The organism is Gordonia shandongensis DSM 45094, from assembly GCF_000423025.1.
In the GTDB taxonomy this organism is placed as follows: domain Bacteria; phylum Actinomycetota; class Actinomycetes; order Mycobacteriales; family Mycobacteriaceae; genus Gordonia; species Gordonia shandongensis.
Genome location: NZ_AUHE01000008.1, coordinates 111,734 through 125,918 on the forward strand (window position 1 = coordinate 111,734; position 14,185 = coordinate 125,918).

At 71.1% G+C, this 14,185-nt stretch carries 13 protein-coding genes; 5 read left to right on the forward strand and 8 right to left on the reverse strand.

Annotated features, from left to right (window positions below; translation table 11 throughout):
* Positions 1–29 precede the first annotated feature (29 nt).
* Genes G528_RS16990 through G528_RS0108920 form a run of 3 tightly spaced genes read left to right on the forward strand, consistent with a single transcriptional unit; the run spans position 30 to position 3,434 of the window.
* Positions 30–953 (forward strand): SDR family oxidoreductase, encoded by a 924-nt coding sequence (locus G528_RS16990; protein ID WP_035719545.1) that lies wholly within the window; start codon positions 30–32, stop codon positions 951–953.
* The gene (locus tag G528_RS0108915; RefSeq protein WP_026918665.1) at positions 950–1,885 is read left to right on the forward strand and encodes a patatin-like phospholipase family protein; all 936 of its coding nucleotides are present in this window, start codon (positions 950–952) and stop codon (positions 1,883–1,885) included. Before G528_RS16990 ends, G528_RS0108915 begins: the two co-directional genes overlap by 4 nt.
* The gene (locus tag G528_RS0108920) at positions 1,878–3,434 is read left to right on the forward strand and encodes a flavin-containing monooxygenase (protein ID WP_245569731.1); all 1,557 of its coding nucleotides are present in this window, start codon (positions 1,878–1,880) and stop codon (positions 3,432–3,434) included. Before G528_RS0108915 ends, G528_RS0108920 begins: the two co-directional genes overlap by 8 nt.
* Here the strand turns inward: G528_RS0108920 and G528_RS0108925 are convergent.
* From G528_RS0108925 to G528_RS0108960, 8 genes are all read right to left on the reverse strand, one after another.
* Positions 3,409–3,918, reverse strand: a complete 510-nt coding sequence (locus tag G528_RS0108925; protein ID WP_026918667.1) for a nuclear transport factor 2 family protein — start codon at positions 3,916–3,918, stop codon at positions 3,409–3,411. The two genes, G528_RS0108920 and G528_RS0108925, sit on opposite strands and share 26 nt — an antisense overlap.
* The gene (locus G528_RS0108930; RefSeq protein WP_026918668.1) at positions 3,915–4,796 is read right to left on the reverse strand and encodes a TIGR03619 family F420-dependent LLM class oxidoreductase; all 882 of its coding nucleotides are present in this window, start codon (positions 4,794–4,796) and stop codon (positions 3,915–3,917) included. Before G528_RS0108930 ends, G528_RS0108925 begins: the two co-directional genes overlap by 4 nt.
* A gap of 1 nt (position 4,797) precedes the next feature.
* Complete coding sequence (locus G528_RS0108935; RefSeq protein ID WP_026918669.1) at positions 4,798–5,595, reverse strand: SDR family NAD(P)-dependent oxidoreductase; 798 nt, start codon at positions 5,593–5,595, stop codon at positions 4,798–4,800.
* Positions 5,596–5,600: 5 nt separating this feature from the next.
* The gene (locus G528_RS0108940; protein WP_026918670.1) at positions 5,601–6,356 is read right to left on the reverse strand and encodes a DUF4191 domain-containing protein; all 756 of its coding nucleotides are present in this window, start codon (positions 6,354–6,356) and stop codon (positions 5,601–5,603) included.
* A 42-nt stretch (positions 6,357–6,398) separates the two neighbouring features.
* Complete coding sequence (gene lipA / locus G528_RS0108945) at positions 6,399–7,382, reverse strand: lipoyl synthase (protein WP_156890407.1); 984 nt, start codon at positions 7,380–7,382, stop codon at positions 6,399–6,401.
* 89 nt (positions 7,383–7,471) lie between these two features.
* Positions 7,472–8,182 (reverse strand): lipoyl(octanoyl) transferase LipB, encoded by a 711-nt coding sequence (lipB, locus tag G528_RS0108950; protein WP_026918672.1) that lies wholly within the window; start codon positions 8,180–8,182, stop codon positions 7,472–7,474.
* Between the two features lie 12 nt (positions 8,183–8,194).
* Positions 8,195–10,036 carry a 2-oxoglutarate dehydrogenase, E2 component, dihydrolipoamide succinyltransferase gene (sucB, locus tag G528_RS0108955; RefSeq protein ID WP_026918673.1) on the reverse strand — a complete coding sequence of 614 codons (1,842 nt, stop codon included), beginning with the start codon at positions 10,034–10,036 and terminating at the stop codon, positions 8,195–8,197.
* A 189-nt stretch (positions 10,037–10,225) separates the two neighbouring features.
* Positions 10,226–11,767 carry a leucyl aminopeptidase gene (locus G528_RS0108960; RefSeq protein WP_026918674.1) on the reverse strand — a complete coding sequence of 514 codons (1,542 nt, stop codon included), beginning with the start codon at positions 11,765–11,767 and terminating at the stop codon, positions 10,226–10,228.
* A gap of 86 nt (positions 11,768–11,853) precedes the next feature.
* On the opposite strand from G528_RS0108960, the gene gcvT reads away from it, so the two are divergent.
* Together gcvT and G528_RS0108970 are read left to right on the forward strand one after the other, a co-directional pair.
* Entirely contained in the window at positions 11,854–12,963 is a 1,110-nt protein-coding gene (gene gcvT / locus G528_RS0108965; RefSeq protein ID WP_026918675.1) for a glycine cleavage system aminomethyltransferase GcvT, read from the forward strand.
* A gap of 79 nt (positions 12,964–13,042) precedes the next feature.
* The gene (locus G528_RS0108970) at positions 13,043–14,149 is read left to right on the forward strand and encodes a branched-chain amino acid aminotransferase (RefSeq protein ID WP_026918676.1); all 1,107 of its coding nucleotides are present in this window, start codon (positions 13,043–13,045) and stop codon (positions 14,147–14,149) included.
* The last annotated feature ends 36 nt before the right edge of the window (positions 14,150–14,185 follow it).

Sequence of the window (14,185 nt, forward strand, 5' to 3'; positions counted from 1 at the left end):
TGACTCTGCTCGGAACGCTGTCGGGGCTGATGCCCGGCGCCTATCGACGGTCGAACCCGCGGATCGACGTCGACGGCGCGGTCGTCATCGTCACCGGCGCCGGACGGGGCATCGGCGAACGGACCGCGGCGCGCTTCGCGGCGGGCGGAGCCGTCGTCTGGCTCACCGACGTCGACGCGGAGGTGGCCGCCGCCGCGGCCCGCGAGATCCCCGGGGCACGATCGGCGCCGCTCGACGTGACCGACAGGGCGCAGTGGCGAGCCGTGGTCGACGAGATCCTCGCCGTCGACGGCCGCATCGACGTGCTGGTGAACAATGCGGGTGTGATGCCCGTCGGGCCCTACCTCGAGGAGACCGCGTCGACGACCGACCTGATCCTGGACGTCAACGCCGCCGGCGTCCTGTACGGCATGCGGGCCGTGCTGCCGACGATGATCGGTGCGCGTCGCGGTCACATCGTCACCGTCTCGTCGATGGCGGGAATGCTCCCGCTGCCGGGCATGATCACCTACAACGCGAGCAAATACGCCGCACTCGGCGCCTCGTTGGCGGCGCGCCGGGAATTCGACGGCACCGGCGTCACGGTCTCGACGGTCCTGCCCGCCGCCGTCCGCACAGAACTGTCCTCGGGCGCGGACCTCGGCGGGACGCTGCCGACGGTCGACCCGGACGACGTCGCCCGGGCCGTGCTCCGCACCCTGGCGACCCGAGCGGCCCGCACGTCGGTGCCGGGCTGGGTGGCGCGTGGGTGGGCGCTCGTCGATCTGGCCGTCCCCGAGTCCGTCGAACGCGTGGTCCGCGATCTGGCCGGGCACCGGCAGGCGCTGTCGCTGGACGCCGATGCGCGAGCGGCGTACTCGGCCCGGATCGCCCGGCACGCCGCCCAACACGCCGCCCAACAGGCTGCCGCGAGCACGGGGTCTCAGCGATTGAACACGGGGTCTCAGCGATGACGGCCACGGCGTTGGTGATCGGGTGCGGCGGAACCATCGGGGGAGCCTGGGCGGTGGCGGCACTCGACGAGCTGGTCCGGCGAACGGGCTGGAATCCCGCGGACGCGACGGTCCTGCAGGGCACCTCCGCGGGAGCGGAGCTGGTCACGCTGCTGGCAGCCGGATACACGCCCGCCGACCTCGTCGACATGCAGGTCGGAACGTCGGACGATCCGGTCCTGCGCGAGCACATCGCCGCCACCCCGGCGAGTCTGCCGCCCGTTCCCGGCGTCCACCGACTCATGCCCTCGACCGTGTGGACGCGCCGCGGCGGGCACGCCGCACTGTCGGGCATCGCGCCGCGGGGGCGCGGCGACGCCGCCTGGCTCCACCGGTTGGCCGACGCGGCGAGCGGCCCCGACGGCCGGCTCGGGCACCCGGGAGCACGGCTGGTCGCCTACCGCGTCGACGACGGCCGACGCATCGCCTTCGGTGCTCCCGGTGCGCCCCCGGCGACCCCCGGTGAGGCGCTGCGCGCCTCGTGGGCGGTTCCCGGGTGGATGCCGCCGGTGACGATCGACGGCAGGCGCCACCTCGACGGCGGCACCGCCTCGACCGCATCGGTCGATCTCGTCGGCCCGGACGAGGCCGAGCTGATCTACCTCATCACCCCGATGGCCTCGGCCGCGGGCGTGCGTGCGCCCGGACCGGGCGGACTGCTCGAAGATCGGCTCCTGCGCCGCCCGATGTCACGTGTGCTCGCCCGCGAGGTCGCCGACGTCCGCGCTCGCGGCACCCGCGTCGTGCACATCGCACCGCGGGCCACCGACATGGCGGCACTGGGGTCGCACTTCATGAACCGGAAGCGGCGCCGGGAGGCGTTCGCGGCCTCGCGGGGCACCGTGGTCGACACCGTCCGGCAGGCACTCGAGGGGGACCGCGGCGATGAGTGACCCCGAGTCGATGAGTGACCCCGAGTCGATCAGCGGCACCGGGTCGATCAGCGGCACCGGGGTCACGGGCGACGCCGGTGGGCGCGACCCGCGGATCGTCGTCATCGGCGCCGGCATCGCCGGTCTGACCACCGCCCACGTCCTCACCGACGCCGGCTTCGAGGACCTCGTCGTCCTGGAACGCGGCAGCGACGTCGGCGGCGTCTGGCACCACAACCGGTACCCGGGACTCACCTGCGACGTCCCGTCACAGCTCTACCAGTTCGGCTTCGCACCCAACCCCGACTGGTCGAAGATCTGGGCGTCGGGTTCCGAGATCCAGCGGTACCACCGTGACGTGGCCGAACGATTCGGCCTGATGAACCGTATCCGACTGAACACCGAAGCGACCGCGGCGGACTTCGACGACGACGCCGGCACCTGGACGGTGACCCTCGCCGACGGGGAGGAGTTGATCGCGGACTTCGTGATCTGCGCGACCGGCGTGCTGACGAATCCGCAGATCCCCGACATCCCGGGACTCGACGACTTCGACGGCCCCGTGGTGCACACGGCCCGCTGGGACGAGTCCCTGGACACCGCTGGGAAGCGGGTGGCCGTGATCGGCACCGGATCCACCGGCGTCCAGGTGGTCTCCGCGTTGGCGCCGACGGCCGCCGGACTCGTGCACTTCGCCCGGACCCCGCAGTGGATCCTCTGGGCCCCGATGCGACTCCCGCAACCGCGGATCGTCGCCGCCGCCCTCCGGTCGATGCCCGGACTGCATGCTCTCGTGTATCGGGGACTGCTCGGCGCCTCGGCCATCCTGCCCGACATCGTCCGCAACGACACGTGGCGGCGGCGCGCCGTCCAGGCGTACGCGCGGCTGTCCCTGCGCGTCGGTGTCCGCGACCCCGAACTGCGGGCCGCACTGACGCCCCGCGATCAACCACTGTGCAAACGGCAGGTCGTCTCGGGCAGCTACTACCGGACCATCACGTCGTCGGCCGCCGACCTGGTGACCGACCCGATCCGGGAGATCACCGCCGACGGTGTGGTGACCGCGGACGGTCGCGTCCACCCGGTCGACGTGATCGTCTTGGCCACCGGATTCCGGGCACACGACTACATGCGGCCGATGAGCGTGACGGGTCGCGACGGACTCACCATCGACGAGGCGTGGCGCGACGGGCCGCGGGCCTACCGGATGACGGCGATCCCCGGATTCCCGAACCTCTTCACCGTGCTCGGCCCGAACTCGCCGACGGGATCGATCTCCCTGCAGCACACCTCCGAGCGCACGGCGCACTACCTGGCGTCGTGGTTGCGTCGCTTCGCCCGCGGTGAGGTCGACCGGATCGAAGTCACCGCCGAGGCGACCGACGAGTTCAACGACGACGTCCGTGCCGCGATGGGGCCCACCGTGTGGAACACCGGGTGCAATTCGTGGTACTTCTCCGAGTCCGGAACCATCGACCTGTGGCCGTTCGATCGCGCGACCCTCGACCGGATGCTCGCCGAACCGGACCCGCAGCACTTTCACCTCACGGTGGCGGCGGACCCTCGCTGAGGATTCGGCGCGCCTCGTCGCCGCCGTCGATGACGCGGGCGGTGCGGCGGGCCACCCGCCACCCGTCGGGTGTCCGCTCGAACCGCCAGCTGTTCGCCGTCGACCGGACGACCGCCACGCCGCGGCCGTCGCTGCGGTGCACCAGCAGCTGGGAGTAGCTGACCGCACTCGCGGCATCGCCGGCGACCCTGATCTGCGGTGCGCTCATCACGTGACTGCATCCCCTGTCGACGAGGCCTCGATGGTCGTCGCCGTCGACCATCGCGGCGATCTCCCGCGGGCCCGACAGCAGCCCGGTGTCGACGTCGTACACGCCGGTCGCGGTGAACAGGGCGACTGTGGCGTCCGCGGATCCGGAGTCGACGGCGGGGCCGTACCGATGGATGAGCGTGGTGATCTCCAGCCGGTCCTCGACCTCGCGCAGGCGCCCCGCCATGTCGTCCAGTCGGGCCTCCAGGGCGGCGATCCGCTCATCGGACGTCATCGTGTCTCCTCGATGTCGCCGAACGTCGCACCCTCGCCGATCGCCAGTTCGCGGAGCCTGGCCAGTTGGTCCACGTGGTGGGCGGCGTCGCGTGAGCCGACGGTCACCGATGCGACGGTGGCGCCGACGTCGCGGACGCGGGCGAGACGCCGCACGGCCGTGTCGGGGTCGCCCAGCGGGTCGACGGGCCCGACGCCGAGGACCACGTCGAACTCCGGCGGCGTCGACACGCAGGAGAGCAGTTCCCCGACCTGACGGGCCGAGAGCGCGAACGGGCAGAAACCGTCGCCGAGCTCCACGGCGCGCCGCAGCGCGCGCCGCGTGCGGCCGCCCACCCACACCGGGACCGGCCCGGCCGAATGCGGCTGCACCACCACGCCGTCATAGGCGTAGTAGGGGCCGCGGTGTGTCGGGGTGGGCGTCCCGAACGCCGATCGGACCGCGGCGAGGGCGTCGTCGGCTCGCGCACCGCGATCGGTGAAATCCGCGCCGAGCAGGGAGAACTCCTCGGCGAGGCTGCCGACGCCGACCCCGAGCACCAGGCGCCCGTTCGACACCCGGTCGAGGGTGCCGTACCGCTTGGCGATCTCGAGCGGATGGTGATAGCCGAGAACGACGACGTGCGTGGCCAACCGGATTCTCCTGGTGAGAGCCGACAGATGACCGAACGTGGCCAGCGGATCCCAGTACGTGCCGCCCCGCTCGGCGGCCGCCGCAGCCGGGATCGCGACGTGCTCGCTGCAGGTGGCGTGGTGATAGCCCAGTGCATCGGCGGCGCGGACGACGCGCGCGATCTCGGCGATCCCGGCATCGTGCTCCCACCGCGAGGCCGCGGCGGGGTGCGCCGTGACCGCCGGGGTCGCCAGTCCCACTCGCACGTCAGCGGCCCATCATCTCGGCGACGGCCGCGGCGGCGCCGGCGACGAGCCGGTCGCGGGGGAACCCGGACCGCTTCTGCGCCATCGGGTAGTTGCCGCCGGCCACCCAGACGGGTCCGTCCGCCAGATGCTCGAGGCCCTCGGCGGCCACGTCCCGGGGCTCGGCGACACGGAGCCCGGGCAGGTCGAAGTCGAGTCCCGCGCGGGCCATCGCGGGCGTCCGGGTGACCCCGAGCACCAGCTCCACCACGTCGACGCCATGCGGGGCGAGCTCGGCCCACAACCCTTCGGCGAAGACCCGGCTGAACGCCTTCGACGCCGCGTAGACGCCTTCGTGAGGAGAGCCGACGTACCCCGACAGCGACCCGACCAGGATCACGCCGCCACGGCCGCGTTCCCGCATCGGCGCCGCATAACGGTGGACGAGCTCCATCTGACGGACGACGTTGAGCGTCAGCACGTCGGTGTGCCGAGCGAGGTCGCCGCCGACGAACGGGTGGCCGTAGGTGTTGGCTCCGGCGTTGAGGATCAACAGACCGACCTCGAGGTCGTCGGTGACCGCCGCGATCCGGTCGCCCGCGTCGGCCGCGAGCAGATCGACGGCGACCGTGCGGACCTGCGCCCCGCGGTCACGGAGCCGGTCGGCCGTCTCGCGGAGTGTGGCTTCGGTCCGGGCGACGAGGACCACCCCGAGACCGGCATCGGCGAGCTGCTCGGCGAACTCGGCACCGACCCCCTCCGAGCCGCCCACGACGAGCGCCCACGGTCCGTACCGATCGGGGTCGACGCGTCCGACCATCGGGATCAGGCGCCGCGACGGCGGGTCGTGCGGCTGACGCTGCGCATCTTGGCACCCTGCGGCAGCGGTCCCTTGGGCATGGCGGCACCCGCGGTGCCCTTCGCCTTGAGGGCCGACAGGCGTCCCTCGAGGGCGTCCATCCGCTTGCGGTCGATGTTGCCGGGCAGTTTTCGGATATGCCGTTCGAGCTTCGACAGCGGGACCTGACCGTCGTCGTCGCCGACGAGAATCGTGTAGATCGGGGTGTCGCCGACGACGCGCGCGGCCTTCTTCTTCTCCTGCGCCAGCAGCGGCTTGACGCGGGTGGGCGAGCCCTCGCCGACGAGGATCAGCCCCGGCTTCCCGATGACACGGTGCACCGCATCCATGTGGGAGGTGCCGGTGACGGCCTGCTGGACGCGCCACTGCCCGCGAATGTTGCCCAGGGCCCACCCGGCGGCGCCCGGCTGCCCCTCGGCCTTCTTGAAGACGCTGCTCTGCACCCGGCGGCCGAAGATGATGAACGCCAACAGCACGCCGAGCACCACGCCGAGCGGCGCGGTGAACCACAGGTTGTCGAAGACGAAGTACCCCAGGAGCACGAAGGCCGCGACGCTCACCACGAGCGCACCGGCCATCAGCGGGATGAGGGCCTTGTCCTCCTTGCGCTGCATCTGAAACGCCTGCCAGATCTGCTGGCGACGTTCCCTGCTCTCCGCCTTCCGGACGGCCTTCGCGGCCTTCTTCGCCTCTTTGCTCGCCTTGTCCTGCGCCTTAGCCATGCCCGTCAGTCTACGGTGCGGCGCGCGACGGCGATCAGGGTGTCAGCGCGCCATCCGCGACAACAGCGACGACGCCTCCTGCGCGGCGGTGCCCTGCTGTGCGAGGTGCTCCAGACCGGGGGCCAGCGGTCTGCCGTGCCGCTCCATCGCCTGCGCGTACAGGCGACCGGCGCGGTACGACGAGCGCACCAGCGGACCGGCCATCACACCGGCGAATCCGAGTTCCTCGGCGTACTGCGAGTGCTCGACGAACTCCTCGGGCTTCACCCAGCGGTCGACGGGGTGATGGCGGACGGACGGACGCAGGTACTGGGTGATCGTCACGATGTCGCAGCCCGCGTCGCGCAGATCCCGCAGCGACGACTGGATCTCCTCGGGCGTCTCGCCCATCCCCAGAATGAGGTTCGACTTCGTCACCAGCCCGTAGTCGCGGGCACGGGTGAGCACCTCCAGGGACCGTTCGTAGCGGAACGCCGGACGGATGCTCTTGAAGATGCGGGGGACCGTCTCGATGTTGTGTGCGAGCACCTCCGGCCGCGACGAGAACACCTCGTCGAGCAGATCGGGCTTGGCGTGAAAGTCCGGGATGAGGTTCTCCACGCCCGTCTCGGGGTTGAGCTCGTGGATCTTTCGCACGGTCTCGGCGTACAACCACGCGCCCTCGTCGGGCAGGTCATCGCGGGCGACACCGGTGATCGTCGAGTACCGCAGTCCCATGGCCTGGACCGACTCGGCGACGCGTCGCGGCTCGTCACGATCCAGTGCCGCAGGTCTGCCGGTGTCGATCTGGCAGAAGTCACACCGGCGGGTGCACTGCTCTCCGCCGATGAGGAACGTCGCCTCGCGGTCTTCCCAGCATTCGTAGATGTTGGGGCACCCCGCCTCCTCGCACACCGTGTGCAGGCCCTCGCGTCGCACGAGGCCCTTGAGCTCGGTGTACTCCGGCCCCATGGTGGCTCGCGTCTTGATCCACTTCGGCTTGCGCTCGATGGGGGTCTGCGAGTTGCGAACCTCGAGGCGCAGCAGTTTGCGGCCGGCCGGTGGTTCCGGGCTCGCGGCGCCGGCGCCGTGATCGGGCGAGGTGCGGTCGGGAGAGGTGTGGTCGGGAGAGGTTGTCACTGCACTGATCCTACGCTTGTGGCGGTGGCGTCCGACTCGACCGAGACGGACGCATCGGACTGGTCGAGGCATGTCTGGACGGCGCGGGCGACCGGATCGAGGACATCGGCCACGGTCAGTGGTGCGCCGCTCTCGATCGCCAGCGACGTGACTCCGGCGTCGGCGATGCCGCAGGGGACGATGGCGTCGAAGACGCTCATGTCGGGGTTCACGTTCAACGCGAAGCCGTGGAGGGTCACTCCGCGAGCCACCCGGATCCCGATCTGCCCGAGCTTGCGTTCCCCGCCGTCGTCGCATACCCACACTCCCGACCGGCCCTCGACCCGGCCGGTGGCGACGCCGTGGACGTCGCACACCGCGATGAGCGCCTCCTCGAGCCGCCGGACGTAGTCGACGACGTCGAGGGGTTCCGCGAGCCGGACGATCGGGTACCCGACCAGCTGGCCGGGACCGTGCCAGGTGATGCGGCCGCCGCGGTCCACGTCGATGACGGGAGCGCCGTCGACGGGCCGATCGGCGTCCTCGGTCCGCTTACCCGCGGTGTACACCGACGGATGTTCCAGAAGGAGCAGCACGTCGTGATCGAGAGCGCCGTCGGCCCGCTCGGCGGCCATCCGGTGTTGCAGGTCGTACGCCTCGGTGTAGTCGACGACGCCGAGGACGCGGACCTCCATCGGCCCGGCGTCTGCCCGCGTCGCACGTCGCATGCCCGGCCGCGCCTACAGGCCGAGGTCGCCGGCGAACTCCGCGTTCTCCAGGCGATGCTTGACGGTGGTCAGGAACCGGCCCGCATCGGCGCCGTCGATGAGACGGTGATCGTAGGTCAACGGCAGGTAGGCCATCGAGCGGGCGGCGACCGACTCGGTTCCGTCCTCCGCGGTGAGCACCACCGGGCGCTTGACGATCGCACCCGTACCGAGCATCGCCGCCTGCGGCGGGACCAGGATCGGGGTGTCGAACAGGGCGCCCTGGCTGCCGATGTTGGTGATCGTGAACGTGCCGCCGGCCAACTCGTCGGGCTTGAGGCCGCCGTTGCGCGCCCGGTCGGCGATGTCGGCGATCGCCCGTGCCAGCCCCGCGAGCGACAGATCGTCGGCATCGTGGATCACCGGCGAGAGCAGACCCTGCTCGGTGTCGACGGCGATGCCCAGATGGACGTTCGCGTGGTAGGTGATCTCCTTGGCCTGCTCGTCGATCGACGCGTTGACGTTCGGGTGCGCCTTGAGCGCCTCGACCACGGCCTTGGCGAAGAACGGCAGGAACGTCAGGTTGACGCCCTCGGCCGCGCTGAACGACGCCTTGGCCGCCGACCGGAGCGCCGCGATCCTGGTCATGTCCACCTCGTGGACCTGGGTGAGCTGAGCGCTCTCCTGCAGGGACTCGCGGGTCTTGGCCGCCGTGATCTGCCGGATGCGGTTGATCTTCTGCGTGGTGCCGCGCAGCGCCGCCAACTCGGGGCTGGCCTGCGGGGCGGCCGCTGCCGGAGCAGCCGGGGAACTCGACGCGGAAGTACCCGCTGCGGCGGTGTTCGATGCAGGGGCGTTCGGTGCGGGGGCCGCCTTCTTCGCCTCCGCCGCGGCCAGCACATCCTGCTTGCGGATGCGGCCGCCGACGCCCGTCCCCGTCACCGTCGAGAGGTCGATGTCGTTCTCCGCGGCGAGCTTGCGCACCAACGGGGTGACGTACGGCGTCGACTGGAGCTCATTCGGCGCCGGGCTCGACGCGGGGGCAGGCGATGCGGGAGCGGGCGATGCGGAAGCGGGAGCCTCGGAGGTCGGCTGGGGTTCGGGAGTGGGCTGGGGTTCGGGAGTGGGCTGGGGTTCGGGAGTGGGCTGGGGTTCTGGGGTCGGCTCGGGCTCGGGAGCGGGCTCGGGCTCGGCGGCCAGCGAAGCCTGCTCCGGCTCGGGCGCCGACGGAGCCGGAGCCGCCGGGGCGGCGTTCTCGTCACCGATGACCGCCAGCTTGCCGCCGACCTCCACCACATCGTCGGTCTGGGCGGAGATCTCCAGCAGCACACCGGCCACCGGAGACGGGATCTCCGTGTCGACCTTGTCGGTGGAGACCTCGACGAGCGGCTCGTCGACGGCGACGGTGTCACCGATCTCCTTGAGCCAGTTCGTCACGGTGCCCTCGGTGACCGACTCGCCGAGTTCGGGCATCACCACGTCGGTACCCGATGCGGCGGACGCCGGGGCGGGAGCGGCCGGGGCGTCGTCTGCGGCGGGAGCGCTCGGCGCCTCCGGCTCGGGAGTCGAAGCCGGGGCCGAGTCGCCGCCGTCCGCCGAGTCGCCGCCGTCCGCCGAGTCGCCGGCGGGCGACTCATCGGCGTCGCCGATCAGGGCGAGCTCTCCGCCGATCTCCACGACGTCGTCCTCCTGGGCGACGATCTTGACCAGGACGCCCGCGACGGGGGACGGGATCTCCGTGTCGACCTTGTCGGTCGAGACCTCGAGCAGCGGCTCGTCGACGGCGACGGTGTCACCCTCCTTCTTGAGCCATTGGGTGACGGTTCCCTCGGTGACGCTCTCGCCCAGTGCGGGCATCTCGACAGAGAAGGCCATTTGTGTGTGACTCCCTAACAAATTCGTGAACTGTGCGGTTCTTCTACAAGCCTGCGGGTGTGGTGCGCCACGGGCAGGCGTGTGCCCGGGCGCGTGCTGTCGGCCGGATGAGCCGTAGCCCGTGATTCACCCTACTCCGACGGACCCCGTCGTTCAGGGCAGTCCGGTGAACCCCGACACCCGGGTGATTCAGTCGGTCCCGGCGATGTCCTCGAGGACCGCGACGATGGTCCTGACCGGCACACCCGTGCCGCCCTTGGCGGTGTACCCCCACGGCGAGCCGGTGTTGAACGCGGGCCCGGCGACATCGATGTGCGCCCACTGCACGTCGTCGCTCACGAACTCGCGCAGGAACACGGCCGCCGACAGCATGCCGCCCCACCGATGGTTGGTGACGTTGGCGATGTCGGCCACGCGAGAGTCCAGATCGCTGCGCAACTCCGAGGGCATCGGCATCGGCCAACCGTTCTCGCCGACCTCCTGCGAGATCGTCGCGACGCGGTCGCGGAAGTCGTCGGTGCCGAGCACCCCGGGCGTCCGGGTGCCCAACGCCACCATCTGCGCACCGGTGAGGGTCGCGGTGTCGATCAGGTAGTCGGGCTCGTCCTCCAGTGCGCGGACGATCGCGTCGGCCAGTACCAGGCGCCCCTCGGCGTCGGTGTTGAGCACCTCCACCGTGGTGCCGCCGTACTGCGTCAGGACGTCGCCGGGCCGCTGCGCCGTGGCCGACGGCATGTTCTCGGCCATCGGCACCGTCGCGGTCACGGTCACCGGGACGTCGAGGCGCGCGGCGGCGACGGCCGCGGCGATGACCGCGGCCGCGCCGCCCATGTCGGAGGTCATGTTCTCCATGCCCGCGGCCGGTTTGATCGAGATGCCGCCGGTGTCGAAGGTGATGCCCTTGCCGACGAGCGCCACGCGCTGCTGCGCACCCTTCGCCTCGTGAGTGAGACGCACCAGACGCGGCTTCCGGGAGGAGCCCTTCCCGACACCGATGATGCCGCCGTAACCGGCCTTCTCCAGTTCGGCGTCGTCGAGGATCTCGACGCTCAGACCCGCTGCCGAGCCGAGGATCCGAGCACGATCGGCGAACTCCGCGGGGGACAGCACGTTCGGCGGGGTGTTGACGAAATCGCGTGCCATCGCGACCGACTCGGCGACGATCACCGCGCGGTCGAGATCGGCTCGCGCCTGCTTGTTCTTGGTGCCCTTGTTCGCGGCCGCCACCGCCAGGAGGACGGTGGCGGGCGGCTGCTTCGTCGACCGCGACTTCGCCGACCGCATCTCGTCGAAACGGTAGGCGCCGAGGTATGCGCCCTCGGCGGCCGGACCGATGCCCGCCGCCGACAGCGTGGTGACGACCCGCGCCGAGCCGTCGAGCGCCCGCAACGCGGTGCCGGCGGCCTGCCGCACGGTGTCGGGGTCGTCGAGACGCGACGCCGCGCCGACGCCGACGGAGAGGACGGCGTCGACCGGTAGGGATTCGGGTGCCGGAATGCGCGTCACCTCGCCGGTGCCGCCGGTGGCGCCGACCGCCCGCAGCGCCCGGGCGATGCCCTCGGCGGCGTCGTCGTCGAGGAAGTCCTCGACGAGCAGCAGCGAGGGATCGGACTCGCCGTCGTCGTCGGCTGCGACGAGGCCGACGACGAGGACGTCGTCGTCATTCGAGAGTGCGGTGGTCAGGTCCATGCGGGGACCGCGGACGCGGTCGGAGAATTCGTTGGCGCTCACACCATTCCACTTTGCCACAGCGGGACTCGAGGCGGTCTGCGAACACGGCTCCCGACCGTCGCCCGACGACGACTAGGCTGTGCGCCATGACTGAACTGCTCGCCGGACCGATCGCCGACCGACACATCGCCCTCGGGGCGTCCTTCGCCGAATTCGGCGGATGGGACATGCCCGTCTCGTACGCCGGGACGGTGGCCGAGCACACGGCCGTCCGCGAGGCCGTCGGGATCTTCGACGTCAGTCACCTCGGCAAGGCCGTCGTCTCCGGGCCGGGGGCCGCGGACTTCGTCAACGCGACGCTCACCAACGACCTCCGGAAGATCGAACCGGGGCGCGCCCAGTACACGCTGTGCTGCACCGAGTCCGGTGGCGTGATCGACGACCTGATCACCTACCTCATCGGCGACGACGAGGTCTTCCTCGTGCCGAACGCCGCCAACAGCACCGCCGTCATCGAGAGGCTGCGCGCGGCGGCGCCCGCGGGCGTCGAGATCGTCGACCAGCACCGCGACTGGGCCGTCTTCGCCGTGCAGGGGCCCGAGTCGACGGCCGTCCTCGACGCCGTCGGGCTGCCGACGGACCTGCCCTACATGGCGTTCACCGATGCGACGGTCGGCATCGGCGGCCGCGATGTGCGGGTTCGGGTGTGCCGGACCGGATACACCGGTGAGCACGGCTACGAGGTGCTGCCCCGATGGGACGACGCCGGCGCCGTGTTCGAGGCGCTCCTGGCCGAGGTGACCGCCCGCGGCGGGCAGCCCGCAGGCCTCGGCGCGCGCGACACGCTGCGCACCGAGATGGGATACGCGCTGCACGGCCACGAGCTGAGCGTCGACATCAGCCCGGTCGAGGCGCGCAGTTCATGGGCCGTCGGATGGGACAAGGAGTCGTTCTTCGGTCGGGACGCACTGCTCGCCGCCCGGGAGGCCGGGCCCTCGCGCAGGATCTACGGACTGAAGGCCACCGGCCGCGGCGTGCCGCGTGCGGACTGCACGGTCCACATCGAGGCCGGCGGCGAGACGATCGGCGTCTGCACGTCGGGCACGTTCTCGCCCACGTTGAAGCAGGGCATCGCGCTGGCGTTCATCGACACGGCATCCGGTATCAAGAAGGGAGCCGAGGTGGTCGTCGACGTCCGCGGCCGGGCGCTGACCTGCGAGGTCGTGCTGCCGCCGTTCGTCGAGAGCAAGGTCTGACCCGCAGTGAGGGCACCGTGACGCGGGGGCGGTCGACTCCGCGGAAAACCGATTGGTCGGCGGCGGTACGATTGATCGCATGACCTTGGAGTTCACTCGCACCGAACATCCCCATCCGATGTCGGAGAATCGGCGTGCCGAGATCCTCGCGGCCCCGGGATTCGGCAACTACTTCACCGACAACATGGTGACGGTCGACTTCGACCGCGACAGCGGGTGGCACGGTGCGCGGGTGACCCCGTACGGTCCCATCGCCCTGGATCCGGCGGCGATGGTGCTGCACTACGCCCAGGAGATCTTCGAGGGCCTCAAGGCCTACCGGCAGCCCGACGGGTCGATCGCGGCATTCCGCCCGGAGGCCAACGCCGAGCGGTTCAACAACTCGGCACGGCGTCTGGCCATGCCGGAGCTCCCCGCCGACGACTTCGTCGGAGCGCTGCGGGCGCTCCTCGCCGCGGACCACGCATGGGTTCCCGCCGCCGGCGGCGAGGAGTCCCTGTATCTGCGTCCGTTCATGATCGCGACGGAGGCGAGCCTCGGCGTCCGACCGGCCGACGAGTACCAGTTCGCGGTCATCGCGTCACCGGCCGGCGCGTACTTCTCCGGCGGTGTGCAGCCGGTCAGCGTGTTCCTGTGCACCGAATACGTCCGGGCGGCACCGGGCGGCACCGGCGCGGCGAAGTTCGGTGGCAACTACGCGGCCTCGCTGCTCGCGCAGGCACAGGCGGCGCGCAAGGGCTGCGACCAGGTGGTCTGGCTCGACGCGGTGGAACACCGCTACATCGAGGAGATGGGCGGGATGAACCTGTTCTTCGTCTTCGGGGCGGGTGCCGATGCGCGGCTGGTGACACCGGAACTGTCCGGCTCCCTGCTGCCCGGCATCACCCGCGACTCGCTGCTCACCCTGGCGACCGACGCGGGAATCGCCGTCGAGCAACGCCGGATCTCCACCGACGAGCTTCGAGACGGCGTCGCCTCCGGTGAGATCACCGAGGTGTTCGCCTGCGGCACGGCGGCCGTCATCACACCGGTCGGCCGGGTGCAGAGCGACACCGACGACTACCTCATCGGCGACGGAGAGACCGGCGAGGTGACCCAGGCGCTGCGCGACACGCTCACGGGTCTGCAGCGGGGCACGTTCGCCGACACCCACGGGTGGATGACCACGCTGCATCCCGCTCCCTAGCCGAACGTCAGACCTGCCGAACTTCAGACTTGCCGA

What these genes read in the sequence shown, in the direction of transcription:
- G528_RS16990 (WP_035719545.1), top strand. Translation starts at nt 30, where the DNA reads ATGCCCGGCGCCTATCGACGGTCGAACCCGCGGATCGACGTCGACGGC.
- G528_RS0108915 (WP_026918665.1), top strand. Translation starts at nt 950, where the DNA reads ATGACGGCCACGGCGTTGGTGATCGGGTGCGGCGGAACCATCGGGGGA.
- G528_RS0108920 (WP_245569731.1), top strand. Translation starts at nt 1,878, where the DNA reads ATGAGTGACCCCGAGTCGATGAGTGACCCCGAGTCGATCAGCGGCACC.
- G528_RS0108925 (WP_026918667.1), bottom strand. Translation starts at nt 3,918, where the DNA reads ATGACGTCCGATGAGCGGATCGCCGCCCTGGAGGCCCGACTGGACGAC.
- G528_RS0108935 (WP_026918669.1), bottom strand. Translation starts at nt 5,595, where the DNA reads ATGGTCGGACGCGTCGACCCCGATCGGTACGGACCGTGGGCGCTCGTC.
- G528_RS0108940 (WP_026918670.1), bottom strand. Translation starts at nt 6,356, where the DNA reads ATGGCTAAGGCGCAGGACAAGGCGAGCAAAGAGGCGAAGAAGGCCGCG.
- lipB (WP_026918672.1), bottom strand. Translation starts at nt 8,182, where the DNA reads ATGCGACGTGCGACGCGGGCAGACGCCGGGCCGATGGAGGTCCGCGTC.
- sucB (WP_026918673.1), bottom strand. Translation starts at nt 10,036, where the DNA reads ATGGCCTTCTCTGTCGAGATGCCCGCACTGGGCGAGAGCGTCACCGAG.
- gcvT (WP_026918675.1), top strand. Translation starts at nt 11,854, where the DNA reads ATGACTGAACTGCTCGCCGGACCGATCGCCGACCGACACATCGCCCTC.
- G528_RS0108970 (WP_026918676.1), top strand. Translation starts at nt 13,043, where the DNA reads ATGACCTTGGAGTTCACTCGCACCGAACATCCCCATCCGATGTCGGAG.